Genomic DNA, 18,081 nt, shown 5'->3' on the forward strand with positions numbered 1-18,081 from the left:
GCTCGGCTAAAAAAAACAAAGCTAGTACTGCGACGAAAACAGGGTGTAAATATTGAAGCATCGTGGCTTCGGCAAGAGGAAGACGAGTCAATGCACTGTATACAGCAAGCAAGGCCACTGCACCAACAAAACCTCGCGCAAACAATAGACCTCGATGACTCCCTAAAACAGACAAGCCTTTTCGCTTGGCAAAAAAGTAGCTAAGGAGCAGAGACACCAGCGCTCGCGCTGCCACAATTTGTAGCACTGGAATACCATCCTCGAATGCCAGCTTTACACAAACAGCCATCAACGAGAACCCCAAAGCGCTCAGAAGCATATAGCGCAATCCGATAGAAAAATTCATATGCATCTAGCTCTCTCAATTTTGAAATGCATCTATACTTTCTGTTGAACAATATGAGGAACAAAAAATGTTCAGCTGGAAACAACTTAATATAAAAAACAAGCTCATACTTATCATGAGCTCAGCGCTTATTATTTCGATGGCAATATCTATGCTCATCACTAACTATTTGGTGAGCTCTAGTACTACAAAGCGCGTCGGAGAAACTGAAATCCCCGCCATATTATCTAGTTTATCGAACGAGCTTGAGCTTCAAATTGCCCTGCCGCTGAATACAGCAAAAAATATGGCCAGTAATGCCTATATTAATGACTGGATAAAACAAGGCGAAAGCGCTGATGGCCAACCTGATCTGGCAAACTATTTAGCGCAAATCCAAGCCAGCACAGGCGCTAAATTTAGCTTCTTAGTCTCAGCGGAATCTGAAAACTATTACACTGGCGGAGGTATTCTACGATCCGTTAGTCGCGCAAACGATGGCTGGCTTTATAGCTTCCTAGACTCTCCAAACACTTTCAGCCTAGATTTAGACCAAGATACTACCACAGGAATCTTCACCCTGTTCGTCAACTATCGTGTTCAGTCTGGCAAGGCGGTGACGGGCGTCGGTATTACTGTTGAGGAATTATCGAAGCTGATTCAAAACTATTCAATCGGCGAAAATGGGTTTGTATATTTAGTCGATGGAGAGGGCCAAGTTCGTGTTCATCCTGAGACATCGCTTGCCGGTAGTGCGAACCTAAGCACGCAAGAAAAGACAAAGAACTTCTCAGAATCTCTCCTAAACAAGGAAGGGCGAATCATCCTTGAAACCGGTTCTGATACGATTCTCGCTTCACGTTATATTCCGAGTTTAGACTGGTACATTATTGCCGAAATCCCAAGCAGTGAAGTGTATGCAGCCATCAGTAACACAACCAACGCTATGATCATTTTGAATGTAATTCTGATCGCGATCATCGTCGCGATCATCGCCCTGATCGCAAATTCATTGAGTAAACCTATTAGAACCACCGCTGAGGTACTTGCCTCCATCGCCGACGGTGATGCAGATCTTACGCAACGTCTTGAGAGTAATCGCAGCGACGAACTCGGCCAGCTCGCGCAGTCTTTTAATCAATTCATGGACAAGATGGCTTCCCTCGTTGAACAAATATCTCAAACGTCATCCACCGTTAATCAGGTTGCCATAGATGTGTCGAATTCTGCCCGTCAAACCGAACAAGGCTCGAGCGAGCAATTACAGAGCGTGAACATGGTTGCCACTGCCATTACCGAAATGGGAGCAACGGTAAAAGAGATCGCTCAAAACGCCACACACACAGCAGATGCCAGCAGCAATTCAGCAAATGAAGCAAACCAAAGCCAATCTGCAGTGAGCCAAACAGTCAGCGAAATTCAAAGCTTGGATGGAGAGCTAGCAGATGCATCCAATGTTATTTCAGAGTTAGCGGAAGACATACATAAAATCAGTTCTACGCTTGAAGTCATTGCGGGCATTTCAGAGCAAACTAATTTACTTGCTCTTAACGCGGCAATAGAAGCAGCTCGAGCAGGTGAACAAGGTCGTGGTTTTGCTGTCGTTGCAGATGAAGTACGAATGCTTGCAAAACGCACGCAAGAATCGACCGAAGAGATTAATGAGATGATCTCTCGACTTGAACAGGGCTCGAGCAATGCTGTTCAGGCAATGGAAGCGGGCAAACAACGCTGCGAACTGGTTGTTACCGGCTCTCAAGAGATCAATGCATCTCTTGAATCGATTCGCATAGCCATCCAAAGCATTTCTGACATGTCCTTCCAAGTTGCAACGGCAACGGAACAACAGTCGAGTGTTGTAGAGGATTTAAACCAGCATATTGTTGCCATCAACGATATGGCAAACCAAACCAACTCTCGTTCAAAAGAGAATGCGATGTCATGCGAAAACCTCTCTTCGCAGTCACAAACACTCGCTCATCTAGTGGGCAACTTTAAGTACTAAACCACAAAGGCAGGTTCGCCCTGCCTTTAGCTTCCGCAAGTAACTCAATAAAGATAATGTTACGATTAGCGTTGGTTTAAATCCCCATACTCGAATTCAATAAGGTGCCTTGATGTTCTCTGCATTGATGCTTTATCAAGAAAGCAAAACAACCGTTGCACACGTAGCGCAAATAGACGAAAGTCAATTGCCTGACGGCGACACAATTGTCGCGGTCGATTATTCATCTATCAATTACAAAGATGGCCTAGCCATTACTGGCAAAGGAAGAATCATTCGCGACTTCCCAATGATTCCGGGTATCGATTTCGCAGGCAGAATTATCGAAACATCAAGCGATGCCTACAACGTTGGAGATTCAGTTGTACTAACCGGCTGGGGTGTAGGTGAAACTCGGGGCGGCGGCTTGGCTGAAAAAGCACGTTTAGACGCAAACCTCCTTGTCCCCTTACCTGAGGGCTTAAGCGCATCTCAAAGTATGATTATTGGTACTGCGGGATTAACTGCAATGCTCTGCGTTGATGCTCTGATAGAGAGTGGCATCAAACCTGAGTCAGGAAAAATCTTAGTCACAGGAGCAAGCGGTGGAGTCGGCTCAACTGCCATCACTCTACTTCATGCTCTTGGATACGAGGTCACTGCATGCAGTGGTCGAATAGCGCAAAACACTGCACACCTGACGCAATTAGGTGCCACTGAACTAATTGAACGATCTGAATTAGAAGAAGCCGCAAAACCTTTAGAAAAGCAACGTTGGGCAGGTGTCATTGATACCGTTGGAGACAAGGTACTAGCTAAAGCGATTGCTCAAACACATTACAATGGCGTGGTCGCTTGCTGTGGTCTTGCCGGAGGTTTTGGACTCCCTACAACGGTGATGCCTTTTATTTTACGAAATGTGCGACTTCAGGGTATTGATTCAGTTATGTGCCCTATCGAAAAGAGAACGACTGCTTGGAAACAACTCACCGAACTTTTACCACAAAGTTTCTACGAGCAAGCGAGTGAGACAATTGAACTTAAACAAGTGCCAGAATATGCCGATCGTATCACTAAGGGTGATGTCACAGGTCGTGTAATCGTCAAGCTTTAGCGCTTTGTTCTAAATTGTAATCGTTGCAGAAGTCCCAAAAAAAGATGCCATACTTAACGCGACATAAATAGCGTGAAACAGGCTCGCAATGAAACTTCAAAAACTTGAACATCCGGAGCTGGATAAGAAAGAGTACGAGAAGAAACTAGAAAAGCTGCAGCTACAGTTAATGACGCTGCAGCATGGCTTATACAATCAAAATATGCGCTGCGTGGTTGTAGTTGAAGGTATTGATGCCGCTGGCAAAGGCGGCATGATTCGCCATATGACCGAGTTTATGGACCCTAGAGGGGTTCGTGTTCATCCAATTGGGGCACCAAGTATTGATGAGCTAGAAGAACATTACATGCAGCGCTTCTGGCGTTTACTTCCAAAGCGTGGGGAAGTTTCAATTTTTGACCGATCTTGGTACGGACGCGTTCTCGTCGAACGTGTTGACAACCTTACCCCCCACAAAAGATGGCAACGCGCATACAAAGAAATTTCTCAGTTTGAAAAACTGCTTATCAATGACGGCGTCATTGTCATTAAGTTGTTTTTGAGCATCTCAAAAGACGAGCAACTCAAACGTTTCAAAGAGCGTATAGAAAACCCTAAGAAGCGCTGGAAAATCACAAGTGAAGATATATTAAATCGACAAAACTGGGACAGTTACCAACAAGCATTTGAGGACATGCTGGATAAAACTGATGGCAAGAAAAACCCTTGGCATATAGTAGCGGCAAACAACAAACGATATGCCCGCATCAACGCGATGAAACATATCGCCAAACGATTAAATGCCCATATCGACACGGAACAAGTTGAATTACTGAAACCTGAAGTAGAAAAATTGGCGACTAAATATCTGCCTTAACGATTGAAATTCTTATCAACCAATACGCTACACATCATAACTCGACGACGAAGTATCTCCACCTCGCCCAGTCCAATCAGTGTGATAGTACTGTTGAGTTTCATCACCGTCTAACTGATAGGTATGCGCCCCGAAGTAATCTCGCTGCGCTTGGATCAAATTTGCAGGTAGTTTTTCGCGACTATAAGCCTCAATAAAACTTAGCGCTGAGCCAATACATGGCACCGGTACTCCACTCTCAACCGACTTGGCCACTAGCTTTCGCCACGCAGGTAAACAATCTTGCAAGATCTCATTAAAGTAAGGAGCTAAGCCTAGAAAATCGAGCTGACCATCAGAGGCGAAAGCATCACGAATTTGTTCTAAAAATACACTACGAATAATACAGCCTTCGCGCCACATCAATGCGACATTGCCATAGTTAAGTTCCCAGCCATGCTCGTCTGACGCTGCTTTCATCAGCATAAAACCTTGAGCATATGAGATAATCTTTGATGCCAACAAAGCCTTACGCGCTATCTCTATCCACTCATCTTTGTTATCAGGAATTTCAACACTAGGTTTAGAGAAATGCTTAGATGCAATTGTGCGCTGATCTTTCAAAGCAGAAATACAACGTGCAAAAACCGACTCGCTGATTAAGGTCAACGGAACACCTAAATCTAGTGCGTTGATTCCAGTCCATTTACCCGTCCCTTTTTGACCAGCCTTATCGAGAATACGATCAAGCAAATGATTACCTTGCTCGTCTTTGAACGCCAAAATATCGCGACTGATTTCAACTAAGTAGCTGTCTAATTCTGTCTCATTCCACCGTCCTAAAACGGCAGAAATCTCGTCATTATTAAGCCCTAGAACTATGCGCAAGAAATCATAAGACTCAGCAATTAATTGCATGTCGCCATATTCAATGCCGTTATGCACCATTTTTACAAAATGTCCGGCACCACCTTGTCCGACCCAATCACAACACGGCTCACCACTTCTGGTTTTGGCAGCAATCGATTGCAGTATCGGTTTAAGGTGAGGCCATGCTTCCTGACTTCCACCGGGCATAATCGACGGTCCATGACGAGCCCCCTCCTCACCACCAGAAACGCCTGCGCCCAAAAATAAAATGCCTTGTTCTGAGAGTTCTTTCAGTCTTCGAGAGCTATCTTCGAAATTAGAATTCCCACCATCAATGATGATGTCACCCTGCTCCAGATGAGGGATTAGTTGCGCAATAACGTCGTCAACAACTTGCCCCGCTCTAACCATCAGCATGATCTTGCGAGGAGTGCTTAAAGCATTCACTAGCTCTTCGATAGAGTGAGCGCCTTTGATGTTTGTTCCTTTTGCTGCGCCTGATAAAAACGCGCTGACTTTGTCTTTGCTGCGGTTATACGCCACCACTTCAAAGCCATGATTATCCATATTTAGAATGAGGTTTTGCCCCATTACTGCTAAGCCAATTACACCAATGTCTGCACTCATATCAGCCTCTTAATCGTTGACCAGTAAACTTGCCGCCGCTTCATCGAGCAACCATTGCGTCTCACCATCAAAGGCAAAAATATTCGCTGCTGGATATTGCTCAGATTCTTCTTCGTCACCAAACACATCTCGCACGATTTCTGCTTTGTTTGCCCCGGTCACGACAAAGGCAATGGATCGAGCATTGCATAAAGTCTCGGCCGACAATGACAAGCGCACCTCTCCTGTTTCGGGATGTGTTGCTGCAACCCAATTACTCTGTGCTTCGTAATCTACCTGCCCTGGAAATAGAGATGCAGTATGACCATCTTCACCTAAACCCAGTAACACCCAATCAAAACATGGGCGACCTTCATGCTTATCAAGCTTGGAAACAATCTCCTCTTCCGCATGCACTTGCTCTATCGATAATTCATTTGCACCATTTATTGGATGGAGGTTTTCTTCTGGGATTGGAACGTGTTGGAACAGTGTACGATAAGCTTCACCAAAATTACTTTGGGCACTTTCTTTTTCAACCATACGCTCATCGCCCCACCAAAAGTGCAAGTTATCCCAGCAAATTGCACTATTAAAAGGCTCCATCGCCAACAACGCGTACAGCGCTTTCGGCGTGCTGCCCCCTGACAAAGCAATATGGTAGGGCTTACTTCGCAAGCTATATGCCATCAATTGCTCAGCAAGGTGTTCTAGTAATTCATCTACCTCGTTGTAGACCTTAATCTCAAACATCGATATTGGTTCTCACAGTTCACAGTAATCAGTATCAGTTAAATTCCTGCAAGGATAACGCCACTCAAAGCCGTCTCTTGCCATCAAATCGAACGCTTCTTTTGGCCCCCAAGTACCCGAAGCATATCCGTATAACGCGGGCGACAATGATTTATATTGCAGTATGGGCTCGACATACTTCCAACACGCGCGAACAGCATCACTGCGTGCAAATAAAGTGGAATCGCCATTTAACGCATCTAACAATAAACGTTCATAAGCGCTCAACAGCTTGGTTTCACCCAAATCTTGATAATGAAAATCCATAGCGACTTCCTCTGCTTCAAAGCCAGCTCCAGGCCGCTTCAAACCAAACTTCATCACAATCCCTTCATCAGGTTGAATCCTTATGACCAGCTTATTTTTGGGGGCTTTATCCGTGAACACAGGGTGAGGGCTAGGTTTGAAATGAATCACTACCTCTGTTACGCGAGTTGGCAAACGTTTACCTGATCGAATAAAAAATGGCACGCCATTCCAACGGGAATTATTGATATGCAACTTTAAAGCAACGAAGGTTTCGGTGCGAGAATCTTGAGCAACGCCTTCTTCTTGTCGGTATCCCAACAGCGCATTTCCTCGGACTTTCGATTCGGTATATTGTCCTAAGACCAAATTATTCTCCAAATCGTCAGAACTTAATGGATGCAAACTTTGCAACAACTTAGCCACTTCATCACGCACAGCATCGCCATTAATCGCCATCGGCGGCTCCATAGCAACCATTGCCAATACCTGCAGCAAATGATTTTGGAACATATCTCGTAAAGCGCCTGCATTTTCGTAATATCCGCCGCGTCCCTCCACACCAAGAGATTCTGCTCCAGTTATTTCGACGTATTCCACATAATGGCGCCCCCAGAGAGGTTCAAACATGCCATTCGCAAAACGAAACACTAGTAAGTTTTGTACGGTTTCTTTTCCTAGGTAATGATCAATGCGATAGATCTGCTCTTCATCAAAATAATGATGTAACGAGGCATCTAATTCTTCTGCTGAACACAAGTCGTATCCTATTGGCTTTTCGACTACCAAGCGTTTATAGCCAGATTCTGCCTGCGTCATTCCATGTTGCGAAAGATGTTCAGGAATCACCTGAAATAAGCTAGGAGGTGTCGCCAGGTAATAAAGAACATTGTTCGAAGTATTATGCTCAGTAGCGAGATGACTGAGCCTTTGCTTAAGAGATGGATAAGCACTCTCGCTTGCGGGGTCCATTGCGTGATAATAAACCCGCTCCAAAAACTCGATAACGACTGAGTGATCAATCTCAGTTTCTTGCTCAATAAAAGCAAGCAAACGTTCTCTGTAGCGTTGATCATCGTAATCTGAACGACTAACGCCCAGAACATAGAGGTCTTCTGGTAGGTATTTAGCTTGAAATAAATGCAGTAAGGCGGGAATCAGTTTTCGTGCGGCTAAGTCTCCTGAGGCGCCAAAAATGACCAAGCAACTATTTTCCGTGACACGCAAGGAGCTCTCCTTATCTCATAGTCAACCAGCGATGGTGCTTAGCTCACTCTAGTACTGTGCAAATCGATACACAAGCATCAAAAACAACATGCACAAAAAAACCGGCATTAAGCCGGTTTTTTTCAATCATTCGCTATTACGAGCGTATACGCTTACGAGCACCAACTAAGGCCAGCACACCTAGCCCCATTAAGGCCAATGTACCTGGCTCAGAAACTTCAGTGACATTGATCGCTGCTAGTGCGAAATCGGTATTGCCCGGACTGATTTCATCGCCTGAATTTGCATCTGCAAAAAACTCCAACATGGTTACACCGCTGAAAAAGTTATCGCCGCTTGTTTGGAACCAACCAACTGTATTTCGAGTTTGATCACCCTCAAAGCCAAACACAGAATTTTCATCACCGTTAACTCGAACTTTGGCAAGCTCTGGTGTATTCAGGTTAGGTCCTTCGATAAATAAGTCTAAAAATGCAATCCAATCAACATCAACTGACTGGCTGAATTCAACTTTGATATACTCGTTCCCAAAGGAAATTTCGTCATCACGAACACCTAAGCCGTCAGTTTGGCACATCAACCCAGTCAAAGCAGTCGAACATGCTTTGCCTTCGGTTTTATTTGTAAATGCACCAGGATGCGAAGTGATTGTAACTTCGAGACCGCTATCATATGTGTGAGAGGCAGTTTTTTCTCCATTACTCGCCCAATGATCATCGTTCGTAAAATCGATCAATGTCGCGTTAGCCGTTGAAGCAACTAAGAACGCAGCAGCAGCGAATGCCTTTTTTAACGTTTTCATTATTTTTCCCTTATTACTACACACTATAAAGAACAATAGCTATAAACAAGCATGATTGAGGCCAACTAATATTTTTGTGATGTTTTTCATGCATTAAAGAAAAAGTGGAAAAGACCAGGAAATCAAAGATGTAAATTATTTCGACACTTAGAATGAAGTTTGCGAATTTGTGGACGAGAAATTTAGTTTCGGTTCAAATCGCTGTAGAATAAGCCCGCTTTTAGATCAACGTTAAGGAATCTGGTAATGGGTAGAGCCTTTCAAAACCGCAAAGAGTCAATGGCGAAAACTGCTGCAGCCAAAACAAAGGTTTACAGTAAATATGGTCGTGAGATTTATGTTGTCGCAAAAGCGGGCGGCATCGACCCCGATGGAAATCTTGCGCTTCGTAGCTTAATTGATCGCGCAAAGAAAGATCAGGTTCCAACGCATGTTATTGATAAAGCTATCGACAAAGCAAAAGGCGGTGGTGGTGAAGACTACTCTCCAGCACGCTACGAAGGATTTGGTCCAGGCAATTGCATGGTCATTGTTGAATGCTTAACTGACAATCCAAATCGCACCTTTGGCGATGTTCGCCAATGCTTCACCAAAACGAAAGCGAAAATTGGTACACAAGGCGCCGTTAACCATATGTTTGACCATAGCGCCATTCTTGTGTTTTCTGGAGACGATGAAGATGCAGTATTAGAAGCCCTCATGGAAGCAGATGTGGACGTAACTGACGTCGAGGCAGAAGACGGGAAAATTACCGTATTTGCACCACACACAGAGTCTTTCAAAGCAAAACAAGCGCTCATTGACGCACTAGGCGAAATTGAATTCGACGTTGATGAAATTCAATTTGTACCTCAAACGACCACACCAGTAAGCGGTGATGATGTTGAAATGTTTGAGAAGTTCTTAGATATGCTTAACGACTTAGATGACGTACAAAACGTCTACCACAACGCTGAGCTTTAATGCTTAAATTAATAAACTCAACGGCAGAGTGCTCCAAATTTTAACGCAATACTGCCGCTAGCTCTTCGGGTGCCTCCAAAGGCACCCAGTGCCCCGCTTCCGGCAATATGTTTTTCGTATGCGCGTGCATCATATCTGCCATGTAACTCGGAACATATTTATCTTTCTGCCCCCAAACAGCCTCAATATTGCATCGAGCAGATAAGCGCTCAAGGTCATTTTGAAACACCAAAAACTTGCGTGGATCGGCAGAGCGATACAATTTCAAAATGGTCGATCTAGTCTTCCATTGTGACAGTTTATGGGAGTAAGTGTGATCTATCTGCTCTGTCGTTAGCAACGCTCCTCCGCGCTTCATTTCCCATCGAAAAACGTGCTTGTTCGCCAGTAGCATGGATAACTCTCCGAGTATTGGCGTTTGCCAAACTCTCGCCCAAGGGTGCCACTTATACAGATGACTAAAAGGGAAAGATCCACCAACAACACGTTTCACTTTCTCGGGAAACTGACACGCGAAAGACAAGGCAAAAATCCCGCCCCAGTCATGTGCGACAAGCGTGAATGGCGTAGGAATTTCCAAGGTCTCAACAAGCTGATTTACATACTGCCCATACGCTTTCAACTCGAAACGATAATCCTGAGGAATTTCAGAGCGATAAAAACCGGGAAGATCCGTTAAATAACATCGATAGTCAGACGACACCTCTTTTAGAAGAGGCCGCCATAGTTCCGCTGAATCGGGAACTCCATGCAAAAATAAAGCAGGCTCTCCCTCACCTACCACATCGACATAAATCGGAGCATTGCCAACTTCAACAAACATATTTACACCTGAGTACCTGAAGCCGCTCTTAAGAACTGACCGAAGGCTCGCTCTTTACCGAGGCTCTCGACAATTTCTTCGTTCTCAAACGCTATATTTCCGTTAATAAGCACAGCATCTACCAAGCCTGGATTACGGTTAACCATGCGATCTATATTGCCAAACTCTTCAATAGGCGCTTCATGGTATAAATCTAGCTCTTGGTCCAGTCCTTCTGGGTCAAGTACAACGATATCAGCACGACTGCCTTCTCGAATATAGCCCGCATCGATATTGAACCAATCTGCTAGTTCACCAGTTACACGCCAAATAGCTTCCTCCATAGTCATAATATGGCGCCCCTCTTTCCCTGCATCGCGCACAAGCTTCAACAAACGCAGAGGGAAGTTGTAATAGGCCATATTACGAATATGCGCCCCAGAATCTGCAAAACTAATTAACAGGCTTTTTTCGCTTACTAACTTCTCTAACTTTGAATGCCTATAGTTTGCGATCACGGTATGCCAGCGCAACTGCGTTCCATATTCGACAACCAAATCAAGAAACACATCAACAGGATGCAGAGAACGCTGCTTTGCGACCTGCCCGAAACTCATACCTTTTAAGCTCTGATCTGGGCACTCAACAATCGTTGCGTCATTGAAGTCTCGCTGCCAAACACGAGGCCCCCATTTTTTGTCATATTCTTTTCGGAATCTTCGTCGATACCCTTCATCTTTCATTAAGATATTACGCTCAACTTCATCTCTTAAATGCAAGGCTGCCTCACCTGCACCAAACTCTTCAAAAATAACTAAGTCGATGCCATCGGCATATACCTCAAACGGGTTGGGTAAAGATTGCCAACGAAAATCAGCTTTACCTAGCTTATTGATCAAACGTGTAATTGGCGCAACAACCGATACAAGCATTGGATTGGCTTTCAAATCCATCAAAGAAATCAAGGTTGTCTTGAGTGGCTTTCTGAAAAATAGCCCCATACTTTCCCAGAAGAAAAGGAACATATTTACCTTTGTGACGATGTTGGGTGCGCCTTGATGAATCGCATCATACTTACGTAGCACAGCATTTAGACGACGAAATTCTTTCCACTTAGCATAGGTCGAAGGCAGTGAAGCGCTACGATAACGATCTCCATCTAACTTGTCCCAAGACGTCGTCATGGCTGACATACCTAGCAAACCGTGTTTCAAGGCGTCATCCAGCATGGATTCCATCTTTTGATATTCATGCTCTGAAATATCTGCGTTGCGATCTACTGCACGCCCCAAACCTAAGACAGCAGCCCTAATTTCAGAATGACCAATAAAGCTACTAATGTTTGGCCCTAGAGGATGCTGTTCTAGAAATTCAACGTACTCACTTACGTTGGTCCAAGTTTTCTTTTCCTTCAACAAGGGAAGAACATGTTCTCTGGGAACAGACTCAACACGCGTAAATAGATCAGAGCAATCCTCAGCATCTAATGACGTCATGCTAATGGAACAATTGCCTATAGTGACCGTCGTGACGCCATGGCGAACAGATTCTTTCAAGCCCGGCGACGCAATCAACTCTGCATCATAGTGTGTATGTGTATCGATAAATCCGGGGGTCACCCATTTTCCTGAAGCATCGATGACACTATCTGCTGACGTAATCGGCTGATCACTCAACTGTGCCACGACACCATCCTTGATCCCGACATGTTTTATCTTTGAATGAGATTTTGAGCCATCAAACAAGATCCCATGATTGATCGCAATATCGAACTGAGCCATATTTCCTCCCCCGTATTTTTATTTTTTTACGAGTCAATGCGTAACTTGATTGAAGTAAACACTAATTTAGGAATGACGATACTTCTAGCCCATCACAAATAATTGATGAAATCGGACTTGTTAGAAGTTTTTGCGCCACGTAGCATATTTCATTCATTAAGGAAGAACGCTTTAAAAGGACTTTAAATGCCAAATCGACGCAACAAAAACCTATACCTCATAGCCTGCACTTTTAGCATCATGTTGACTAATTTCGCGCACGGACAAGTCTATAAGTGGGTCGATGATGAAGGTAAAACGCACTTTGGAGATCGACCTCCAACTGGAACATCAGCTACAAATATCAGTGATGACATCCAGCCTCTTAATATCTCAACAGATCTCAGCAATCCTGAAATGGTTAAGAATGCCAAAGAACAATGGCGTGCTGAAAAAATCCAAGCCGCAGAGCAAAAAATTCTCTTAGAAAAACAAAATGCCGAAATTCAAGCCGCCAAAAAGAAGTATTGTGAAGAAGCTGCGAAGCGTCTAGCCGACATTCAAGGTCCCGTCGTTTTTTATGATGAACACGGTGAATTCGTGAAAGTAACAGAACAAGAACGGAAACAACGCGAAAAAGACTTACGCGCAGAGATTCAAAGAACGTGCAAATAATAATTAGCGCTCTTGCTCTTTCCTTTATCCTCGTTTCGCAACATGTTGTTGCAAAGATATACAAATACCAGGACGCGAATGGAAACTGGCTTTTTACAGATAAAAAGCCTGAGGCCAAAAACGCTCAATCCATCAACATAAGAAAGACGAAAAAAGATTCTCCTCCAGAGGTTTCATTAAGCAAAACTATCACCGGGGACAAGGCGGAGTTTCGTATCGAGAACAAGCTACTCACCTCAGTTCATTGCGAAGTTCAATTACCCGAGGAAGAACCTAACACTTACCTTGTTCAAGCATTCTCAAACACAGTTATCTTGCAAACTGATCGCACTCACATGCGTACAAACGAGATAGAATTCTGGTGCATACTCGGAGATCCACATACAAGACCAGACGCCACTGCAACTTACCTTGTTCCGTTCAAAGGCCACCGCCTTTTAGAGGTTTCTCAAGGTTTCAACGGGCGCTTCAGCCATGCACAGGAACCTCAAATACATGCTGTGGATATCGCCATGCCCATTGCAACACCAATTAGCGCTGCGCGCGATGGCATCGTAATCAGCATTAAAAACAACTATTCCTACGCAGGGACCAATAGCGGCTTTTTTCTAGACAAAGCTAATTACGTGCAAGTACTTCATGAAGATGGCACCTATGCCATTTACGGCCACTTATTAATGGGCAAGATAGATGTCGCAGTAGGAGATAAAGTCAAAGCTGGCGATTTGCTTGGTCGCTCTGGTAACTCAGGTTTTTCGACCGGCCCACATTTACACTTTGTGATTCAATACAACGACCAAGGTACGATGAAATCTGTGCCCTTCCGATTCATACAATCTGATGGCTCCACTGTAAAACCAAAACAAGGCATGTGGTTAAAACCGTCACGCTAAAAAGCGTAATTAGATTCATTAAAGGACAAAAGTGAACACGATCGGGAGAGTAATAAGCGCCGATAGATTTCCTAACAACACGATAGATGCAACACGATCAGGCTCTTGATTCAACTGCTCTGCGATCAAAAAATTCAGTACTGCTGGAGGCAAAGCGGCAAAGATCACAAGCATCGCAATGAGATCTTTCGATAAACCTGTGAAAGGCAAAACCATTGCGAGCACCAATGCCAAACTCAATAAGCCAGAAAGTGGTGCCCAGATTGCTGAAACGAGCCCGAGACGGATATCAGAAAGTTGCGTTTGGGCCATTCGCGCACCTAGCGATAACAGCATTAGCGGGATGGATATCTGACCTAGCATTTCAACGCCAATAGCTACTGGTTGCGGCACAGAAAAATCTAAATAAGCGACCACAACACCCACGAGCGTTGCTTGCAAGATCGGGATTTTCAGTAACGATAATAAAGATGATTCTGTTCTTAACATCCGCATTCCCAAAGAAAAATGCAGTGTATTTTCAATCAAAAATAAAATCACAGCTGCTGCGATAGCCTGTTCGCCAAATGCAAGTAACAGTATCGGCAACCCTAAGTTTCCAGAGTTTCGAAACATCATTGGAGGAAGAAAAGTTCTCCAAGAAACACCTAAACGCTTCGTTAAAGGGATCGATAACAGACCAGGTAGGAGTACAACCAACACCGCAACAAATGAGAATAGCAAATACTGATCAAGCTCAATATTTTTTTGCGACAGTACTGAAAAAATTAGAAAAGGAGTAAATAGATTTAAATTCAGCTTATTCACAACTGACAAATCAGGCTGTGATTTTTTCGCAAAGAAAAAACCAACTCCCACAATTAAAATGATTGGTCCGAGTATTCCGATTATGCGATCGAACAATTCCATTACGATGTTCCAAATCGATTCAAAGAGAAACAACTTTAGAAAAGAAAAATGGTCGGGATGAGAGGATTTGAACCTCCGACCACCTACACCCCATGCAGGTGCGCTACCAGGCTGCGCTACATCCCGAAGAGACTACAAACGAGCGTTTGTGAGACGGCGCAATAATAACTTAGGCCCAAAAAGAAATAAACCTGATACACAAAAAAGCACGCCGAAGCGTGCTTTTATAATGTTGTAAGAGGCGCGAAAATTTAAGCGTTTAGAACTTCCAATACTTCTTCCAACTCAGCAATCATTTCTTTGATTAGCTGATTTGGTTTTTCGTTATCAGAACCATCCGAATCACTCGCCAACTTCTGCTTCGCTCCGCCAATGGTATAACCTTCATCATACAACAGACTTCTAATCTGTCGGATCATCAAGACATCTTGGCGCTGATAATAACGTCGGTTTCCGCGACGTTTAACAGGCGATAGCTGAGGGAATTCTTGCTCCCAATATCTAAGTACGTGGGCTTTGACGCCACATAGTTCGCTTACTTCACCAATTGTGAAGTAACGCTTTCCGGGAATAACCGGCAATTCGTGATTATGACTGGGTTCCAGCATATTCTTCTACTTTTGCTTTTAATTTTTGACCGGGTCTAAACGTTACCACACGACGAGCAGAAATGGGAATCTCTTCCCCCGTTTTGGGATTTCTGCCCGGGCGCTGTTTCTTATCGCGTAGATCGAAGTTACCAAAACCAGAAAGTTTGACTTGTTCATTGTGGGCCAAGGCATCACAAATCTCTTCAAAAAACGCTTCAACCATCTCTTTGGATTCGCGCTTATTCAAACCAACTTCCTCATATAGGCTTTCCGCCATATCTGCTTTGGTCAAAGCTCCCATGCTCTAACTCCTTATTTTTGCATCAAACCTCGCAGAAAGTGCAGTGACAACCTTGTCAAACGATTGAGTTATCTCTTCGTCATTCAACGTACGATCCACACGCTGCCAACTCATCCCCATCGCGATGCTCTTCAAACCATCACCTAGGTTGTCGCCAACATATACATCAAACACGTTCAAATCGACTAAGTCTTCACCCGCATTTTCGCGAACTACTGATTCAATATCCTGGTAAGAAACATCACTTTTTATAAGAATCGCTAGATCGCGTCTTACACCAGGATACTTCGAAACTTCAGTAAAATTAGACACTTGGCCTTTTACTGTTTCATCTAAGCGTAGTTCAAAGAGAAAGACTGAGCCATTCAAATCGAAAGTTTTTTGCAATTTAGGGTGTAATTTACCGAAATAACCAATAATTTCACCTTGCTTCACAATCTGAGCGCTCTGGCCAGGGTGCAAAGCACTATTTTGACCTTTCTCAAACGCGACTGATTTATCAATACTAAAGAGTAGTGCCTCTAAATCAGCTTTCACATCATAAAAATCAACAACACGTTTTTCGTTACACCAGTTTTCTTCAGCGACATTTCCGACGACAACGCCCGAGAGCATTCGCGTTTGAACAATCTCACCATCGACATCAATAAACTTGAGTCCGGTTTCGAAGAACTTAATTCGTGATTGTTGACGCTTCTGATTATATGAAGCGGCATTCAGTAGACCAGTCCAGAGCGAAGTGCGCATTACGCCCATATCTGTCGAGATTGGGTTTGCTAAAGGAATTGCCGTTTCATTCGGAGCCAATGCATCTTGCTGCGTTTGCTCAACAAAGCTGTACGTTATTGCCTCCTGATAACCGAGACTTACCAACTTATCTTCAAGGACGTGATAAGGCGTGGTCGCTTCATCATCAGCAACTAGATTTAATCCGCCTTGAGTGGTCGTTTTAGGAAGATTGTTATAACCATAAATTCGACCTACCTCTTCAACCAAATCTGGCTCGATGGAAATATCGAAACGATAGGATGGAATCGCAAACTCCCACGATACGTCGTCACTTGAAAGAAGCTCCAAACCTAAGCGAGTAAGAATGTCTACAACCTCATCACTCGGAATAGAAATACCTAGCAGAGACTCAAGTTTCTCGGCGCGTAACCGTACCGTTCTCTTTTCAGGCAAATTAGCTGTATCTGAAGTATCAACAACTGGACCAGCTTCGCCGCCCATAATCTGGAGCAGTAATTCTGTCGCACGTTCCATAGCAGTACGTTGCAATTCATGGTCGACACCTCGCTCATAACGATGCGAAGAATCAGTATGAAGACCATATGAACGCGCTTTGCCAGCAATAGCCAAAGGAGAGAAAAACGCACACTCAAGAAAAACATCTTGAGTCTTCGAGGTCACGCCAGTGTCTTGACCGCCCATAATGCCAGCCATCGCAAGAGGTCCTTTCTCATCAGCAATCACCAAAGTATCATCTCTGAGTTCTGCTTCTTGGCCATCTAGGAGCGTTAACTTTTCACCAGCTTTGGCGAAACGTACGTCGATTGAACCATTCAATGTATTCAAATCGAATGCGTGCATAGGTTGACCCAGCTCAAGCAAAATGTAATTTGTTACATCAACAGCGGGTTCAATGCTACGGAGACCACAACGACGAAGTTTCTCTGCCATCCATAATGGTGTTTCAGCATTTGGATTTACGCCACGAATGACACGTCCTAAATACTTAGGGCAAGCTTCGGAGGCCGTCAGTGAGACCGGGAAGGTATCATCAATGGTCGCGCTAAGTGCATTAACAACCGGAGCGGAAACCGCTTCTTTGTTCAAAACGCCGACTTCACGCGCAAGGCCTGCAATTGAGAGACAATCACTACGATTTGGAGTCAAATCAACTTCGATCGTGTTGTCATCGAGCTTTAGCCATTCATACACCGATTCACCTAAAGGTGCATCGAGCGGCAATTCCATCAAACCATCTGAGCTTTCTGCCAAACCAAGTTCCGCTTCTGCACATAACATCCCAAAAGACTCTACGCCTCTTAGTTTCGCTTTCTTGATTTTAAAATTACCTGGCAATAGCGCACCAACTTGAGCAAAAGGAATCTTGATGCCTGCGCGCGCATTCGGAGCTCCGCACACCACATTAAATGTTTCTTTGCCATCACTCACCTGACAAACTCTGAGTTTGTCAGCATCCGGGTGCTGTTCAGCAGAAAGGATCTCTGCCACGACAACGCCACTAAACTCGCCTGCAACACGTTCTATACCATCGACCTCAAGGCCTGCCATCGTAACTTGATGCAAAAGTGCTTCGGTTTCAATTGCAGGATTTACCCACTCTCTAAGCCATTGTTCGCTGAACTTCATTGAGATTCCAC

At 44.2% G+C, this 18,081-nt stretch carries 17 protein-coding genes and 1 tRNA gene; 6 read left to right on the forward strand and 12 right to left on the reverse strand.

Annotated features, from left to right (window positions below; translation table 11 throughout):
* Nucleotides 1–352 (reverse strand): DMT family transporter (locus tag A3739_RS23955; protein ID WP_156502803.1); only part of this gene is annotated, 352 nt, incomplete at its 3' end.
* 61 nt (nt 353–413) lie between these two features.
* On the opposite strand from A3739_RS23955, the gene A3739_RS23960 reads away from it, so the two are divergent.
* The 3 genes from A3739_RS23960 to A3739_RS23970 all read left to right on the forward strand — a co-directional run bounded on the left by A3739_RS23960 (nt 414) and on the right by A3739_RS23970 (nt 4,279).
* The gene (locus tag A3739_RS23960; protein ID WP_068476574.1) at nt 414–2,330 is read left to right on the forward strand and encodes a methyl-accepting chemotaxis protein; all 1,917 of its coding nucleotides are present in this window, start codon (nt 414–416) and stop codon (nt 2,328–2,330) included.
* A gap of 112 nt (nt 2,331–2,442) precedes the next feature.
* Entirely contained in the window at nt 2,443–3,423 is a 981-nt protein-coding gene (locus A3739_RS23965; protein ID WP_068476576.1) for an MDR family oxidoreductase, read from the forward strand.
* Nucleotides 3,424–3,511: 88 nt separating this feature from the next.
* The gene (locus A3739_RS23970) at nt 3,512–4,279 is read left to right on the forward strand and encodes a polyphosphate kinase 2 family protein (RefSeq protein ID WP_068476578.1); all 768 of its coding nucleotides are present in this window, start codon (nt 3,512–3,514) and stop codon (nt 4,277–4,279) included.
* Nucleotides 4,280–4,306: 27 nt separating this feature from the next.
* Here A3739_RS23970 and gnd read toward each other — a convergent pair whose 3' ends face one another.
* From gnd to A3739_RS23990, 4 genes are all read right to left on the reverse strand, one after another.
* Entirely contained in the window at nt 4,307–5,755 is a 1,449-nt protein-coding gene (gene gnd, locus A3739_RS23975; protein ID WP_068476580.1) for a decarboxylating NADP(+)-dependent phosphogluconate dehydrogenase, read from the reverse strand.
* A 9-nt stretch (nt 5,756–5,764) separates the two neighbouring features.
* Entirely contained in the window at nt 5,765–6,487 is a 723-nt protein-coding gene (gene pgl, locus A3739_RS23980) for a 6-phosphogluconolactonase (protein ID WP_068476582.1), read from the reverse strand.
* Nucleotides 6,488–6,499: 12 nt separating this feature from the next.
* Complete coding sequence (zwf, locus tag A3739_RS23985; RefSeq protein WP_068476584.1) at nt 6,500–7,999, reverse strand: glucose-6-phosphate dehydrogenase; 1,500 nt, start codon at nt 7,997–7,999, stop codon at nt 6,500–6,502.
* A 136-nt stretch (nt 8,000–8,135) separates the two neighbouring features.
* Nucleotides 8,136–8,801, reverse strand: coding sequence for a PEP-CTERM sorting domain-containing protein (locus A3739_RS23990; RefSeq protein WP_068476586.1), 666 nt, complete (start codon nt 8,799–8,801; stop codon nt 8,136–8,138).
* Nucleotides 8,802–9,047: 246 nt separating this feature from the next.
* On the opposite strand from A3739_RS23990, the gene A3739_RS23995 reads away from it, so the two are divergent.
* Nucleotides 9,048–9,764, forward strand: coding sequence for a YebC/PmpR family DNA-binding transcriptional regulator (locus A3739_RS23995; protein WP_068476587.1), 717 nt, complete (start codon nt 9,048–9,050; stop codon nt 9,762–9,764).
* A gap of 40 nt (nt 9,765–9,804) precedes the next feature.
* On the opposite strand, the gene A3739_RS24000 is transcribed toward A3739_RS23995, so the two are convergent.
* A complete protein-coding gene (locus A3739_RS24000) occupies nt 9,805–10,587 on the reverse strand; it encodes an alpha/beta fold hydrolase (RefSeq protein ID WP_068476589.1) in 783 nt (260 codons plus the stop codon).
* 2 nt (nt 10,588–10,589) lie between these two features.
* Nucleotides 10,590–12,347 carry an amidohydrolase family protein gene (locus A3739_RS24005; RefSeq protein ID WP_068476591.1) on the reverse strand — a complete coding sequence of 586 codons (1,758 nt, stop codon included), beginning with the start codon at nt 12,345–12,347 and terminating at the stop codon, nt 10,590–10,592.
* A gap of 186 nt (nt 12,348–12,533) precedes the next feature.
* Between A3739_RS24005 and A3739_RS24010 the strand changes: the two genes are divergently transcribed.
* A complete protein-coding gene (locus A3739_RS24010; RefSeq protein WP_068476593.1) occupies nt 12,534–13,001 on the forward strand; it encodes a DUF4124 domain-containing protein in 468 nt (155 codons plus the stop codon).
* Entirely contained in the window at nt 12,992–13,894 is a 903-nt protein-coding gene (locus A3739_RS24015) for a M23 family metallopeptidase (RefSeq protein WP_068476596.1), read from the forward strand. Before A3739_RS24010 ends, A3739_RS24015 begins: the two co-directional genes overlap by 10 nt.
* A gap of 18 nt (nt 13,895–13,912) precedes the next feature.
* On the opposite strand, the gene A3739_RS24020 is transcribed toward A3739_RS24015, so the two are convergent.
* The 5 genes from A3739_RS24020 to pheT all read right to left on the reverse strand — a co-directional run bounded on the left by A3739_RS24020 (nt 13,913) and on the right by pheT (nt 18,070).
* Nucleotides 13,913–14,803, reverse strand: coding sequence for an AEC family transporter (locus A3739_RS24020; protein WP_068476598.1), 891 nt, complete (start codon nt 14,801–14,803; stop codon nt 13,913–13,915).
* A 49-nt stretch (nt 14,804–14,852) separates the two neighbouring features.
* Nucleotides 14,853–14,929: transfer RNA gene (locus tag A3739_RS24025), tRNA-Pro, on the reverse strand.
* Between the two features lie 125 nt (nt 14,930–15,054).
* Complete coding sequence (locus A3739_RS24030; RefSeq protein ID WP_068476600.1) at nt 15,055–15,411, reverse strand: MerR family transcriptional regulator; 357 nt, start codon at nt 15,409–15,411, stop codon at nt 15,055–15,057.
* A complete protein-coding gene (ihfA, locus tag A3739_RS24035) occupies nt 15,392–15,694 on the reverse strand; it encodes an integration host factor subunit alpha (protein ID WP_068503101.1) in 303 nt (100 codons plus the stop codon). The genes A3739_RS24030 and ihfA overlap by 20 nt, the downstream gene beginning before the upstream one ends.
* 3 nt (nt 15,695–15,697) lie before the next feature.
* Complete coding sequence (gene pheT, locus A3739_RS24040) at nt 15,698–18,070, reverse strand: phenylalanine--tRNA ligase subunit beta (RefSeq protein ID WP_068476604.1); 2,373 nt, start codon at nt 18,068–18,070, stop codon at nt 15,698–15,700.
* Nucleotides 18,071–18,081 lie beyond the last annotated feature (11 nt).

Source organism: Oleiphilus sp. HI0067 (assembly GCF_001635735.1).